The following is a 3,437-nucleotide window of genomic DNA, read 5'->3' on the forward strand; positions in this document are numbered from 1 at the left end:
TCTCCTGCCGGATTGCGTAGGCCCAGAGGTAGAAGCGCACGTAAGCGCCATGCAACCTGGAGATGTGGTACTGCTAGAAAATGTCCGCTTCCATCCAGAAGAAGAGGCCAACGACCCCGAATTCGCCAAGCAACTGGCGAGCCTGGCCGATCTCTACGTCAACGACGCCTTTGGCACCGCTCACCGCGCTCACGCCTCTACGGCAGGGGTAGCGCAGTACCTGCCGGCAGTGGCCGGTTTTCTTATGGAAAAAGAGCTGGACTATCTCGGCAACGCTCTGACGCATCCCAAGCGCCCCTTCGTGGCCATTTTGGGCGGGGCGAAGGTGAAGGATAAGATCGGCGTGATCCGCTCCCTACTCGACAAGGTGGATACGCTGATCATCGGGGGAGGAATGGCCTACACCTTCCTCAAAGCCAAGGGGCTGGAGGTCGGGCGATCCCTGCTTGACGAACAGAACCTGACCTTCTGCCAAGAGGTGTTGCAGAAAGCCGGCTCGAAACTGCTTCTGCCGGTGGATGTGGTTGTAACCAACGCCAACCCCTTTGAAGTTGGAGAGGAGGCCTGTCAAACGCAGGTTGTGGATGTGGAGCATATCCCTTCGGACTGGGAGGGTGCGGACATAGGTACGAAGACCATCGCGTCCTTCTCGAAAGCGGTACAGGGCGCCGGCACCGTGTTTTGGAACGGCCCGATGGGCATTTTTGAGTTCGCGAAGTTCGCCGAAGGCACGCGCGCCGTGGCCAAAGCGCTTGCCGATTCCGGAGCCATCACCATCATCGGCGGAGGCGACTCGGCAGCGGCCGTGCAGCAGCTCGGCTTCGCCGACAAGATGACCCACATCTCCACCGGAGGCGGCGCATCTCTAGAGTTCCTTGAAGGCCGCCCACTCCCCGGCGTGGTGGTTCTGCAGGATAAATAAGCAGAGGTTCCCCCCAATCCCTCATCCCTCCCCCTATCAGGGAGAGGGGCACTTTGTGGTGAGCGTCCTCGCGGACGGCGCCTTTGCGGCCTGTTTTTATTCTCTTCAGCGTCTCTTTCTCTGGCCGCTGAGTTGCTGTCTGCTTCTACAGCCCCCACCCCCCCGCCCCTCCCCCAACTTGGGAGAGGGGAGACCAATAAGTTCACTAGGGGTTTCCTTGGATAACCTTCTCTTCGGAAACTCAACTCAACCGCCCCCTTTCTCCCTGTTAGTGGGAAAGGATGGGATAGGGGGCGAACAAGATAGACTTGCTTCTGGAGATTGGCTCTAGAACCGTGAGATTGGCAGTCTCTACGGCCTCACCTCTACCCCTCAAGGCCGGTAAGGATTGAAATTCAAGATTTCTCGCCTGCGGCTCGAAATGACAGTTGTTTATCTCGTCTTCGGCTCGGAATAACAGTCGTATCGCCGGTTCTTCAAGCCCCCACCCCCACTCCCCTCCCCCTATCAGGGAGAGGGGAGACCAACAAGCCCATTGGCAGTTTTCTATGATAACCTTCCCTTCGGGAACTCAACACAACCGCTCCCTTTCTTCAATAAGTAAGACACCATAAACGCCTCAGCGGCCAGAACCGTTTCCTTCAAAGCCCATCTCTCTGGCCGCTGCGTTGCTGTCTGCAAGACGAAAGGAGGGGATAGGGGGCGAACAAGGCAGGCTTGCTCTGCAGCATAGCTCTGGAACCGATTAGCAAACCAGTGCGCGCCGCTCTCTAGGTGGTTGTCAAGACAAAAAAATCCCTCTGCTCCGGCCGAAGAAGAGGGAAAGTTTATTGGAGGGCCTCGCCCCCTGAAGAGTGGCAGAGGCTTCAAGCGGATTCTACAAAGCTATCGTGAAATTATCGTGAAATCGCGAACAGGCATATTGCGCTAAACGATGTCGCCGTTCCGCGCTTCGATCACCAAGGTTACCGGCCCGTCGTTCACCAACTCCACCTCCATATGGGCGCCGAACTCTCCCCATGCAACGGGGATGTTCTGGGCGGCCAAGGCCTCTCCAAAAAGCCGATACAGCGACTCGGCCTGTCCAGGCGGGGCCGCCTCGGAAAAGCTCGGGCGCCGCCCCTTCCGACAGTCCCCACAGAGGGTAAAGTTGGAAACAACCAGCACACTGCCCCCAGCATCGGTTAAAGTGAGGTTCATTTTGCCATCGGCATCTTCCATAACGCGCAACCCGCCGATCTTCTCCGCCAACACACGAGCTTCCCGCTCGGTATCCGCGCTATGAACGCCCAAAAGCACGAGAAACCCACGTCCCATGCGGGCCACCTCCCGCGCCCCCTGAACCCCATCCACAACGCGCACACAGGCCTTCGATACCCTCTGAACAACAGCCCGCATGGTTGCCTACAGAGATAGGTTGCTGCTATGGCCGGGAAACAGCTTCGCGGTGGGATCGATCTGCGTCTTGGCATGGCAGACGGCCGTGCATATCTCTCCCACACCGGTCGCGATCAGCTTGATCTTGCCCTCGTAGGTGGATATATCTCCTGCGGCGTACACCCCACGCATGATGTTGCCGTTCCTGTCCTCGGCCTGCATCAGCCGGTTCACAGGAATGCTGTTGCCTTCGAGACGCACGCCCCACTCCTTAATGGGGCCTAGATCGGCGGAGAAACCGATGTTAAGGAGAACGGCATCCACCTCCAGCACCTTTTCCTCCTTGGTGCGGTTGTCGAAGATGACGGCGCGCTCCACGCAGCCGTTCCCCTCCACACGCCCCAGTTCATGCCAGAGATAGGTTTTTACCCGAGAGCGGTTCATCAACCAGTCGAGGCTCTCTTCATGGCAGCGAAACTTATCGCGACGGTGAATCAGCGTGATGCTTTCGGCGATCGGCTCTAAGTTCATCGCCCAGTCAAGTGCCGAATCCCCTCCGCCTACAATGAGAATGCGCTTGCCGGCAAACTGAGCTTTGTTGCGCACGAAGTAGAACACACCACGCCCTTCAAACTCGGCCACGCCGGGCGCATCGAGCTTTTTAGGGGAGAAGGCACCGGCCCCTGTGGCGATGATGAGCGTGCGGGTGTAGTGGACGGCTTTCTGCGTGGTAACCACGATGGTGCCGTCGGGCGCATGCTCCATCTTCAGCGCCATCTCGGAGAGGCAGACGGTGGGGTTGAAGCGCAGCCCCTGCTCTATCATGTCGAGCGCCAAATCGCGCGCCAGCACCTTAGGGAAGCCCGGCATATCGTAAACGTACTTTTCGGGGTAAAGCGCCATAAGCTGTCCCCCCAACTCCGGGAGGCTGTCAATGATCTTGGTGCGCATCTGGCGCATACCCGCATAAAAAGCCCCAAACAGCCCCACGGGGCCTCCACCGATGATGGTTACATCGTAAAGGTCTCTCTCTACCGCGTCCTCTTGCGGTGCGATTTTAGGCTCACTCACTGCGGTCAATTTCTACAATTTCTCCTTTAGGTATCCCTCGCACGAAGTCGGTTGCTTCTAATTGCAT

The 3,437-nt window shown here is 57.9% G+C and carries 3 protein-coding genes; 1 reads left to right on the forward strand and 2 read right to left on the reverse strand.

Features of this window, described 5'->3' with window-relative positions; genetic code table 11:
- On the forward strand, positions 1-922 hold a 922-nt coding region (locus tag VKV18_RS14170; protein ID WP_324204836.1), incomplete at its 5' end, for a phosphoglycerate kinase.
- A 927-nt stretch (positions 923-1,849) separates the two neighbouring features.
- Here VKV18_RS14170 and dtd read toward each other — a convergent pair.
- Both dtd and VKV18_RS14180 read right to left on the reverse strand, forming a co-directional pair.
- The gene (gene dtd, locus VKV18_RS14175) at positions 1,850-2,320 is read right to left on the reverse strand and encodes a D-aminoacyl-tRNA deacylase (RefSeq protein ID WP_324204837.1); all 471 of its coding nucleotides are present in this window, start codon (positions 2,318-2,320) and stop codon (positions 1,850-1,852) included.
- 6 nt (positions 2,321-2,326) lie between these two features.
- A complete protein-coding gene (locus VKV18_RS14180; RefSeq protein ID WP_345786425.1) occupies positions 2,327-3,379 on the reverse strand; it encodes an NAD(P)/FAD-dependent oxidoreductase in 1,053 nt (350 codons plus the stop codon).
- Between the last annotated feature and the right edge of the window lie 58 nt (positions 3,380-3,437).

Source organism: Chthonomonas sp. (assembly GCF_035294505.1).
In the GTDB taxonomy this organism is placed as follows: domain Bacteria; phylum Armatimonadota; class Chthonomonadetes; order Chthonomonadales; family Chthonomonadaceae; genus Chthonomonas.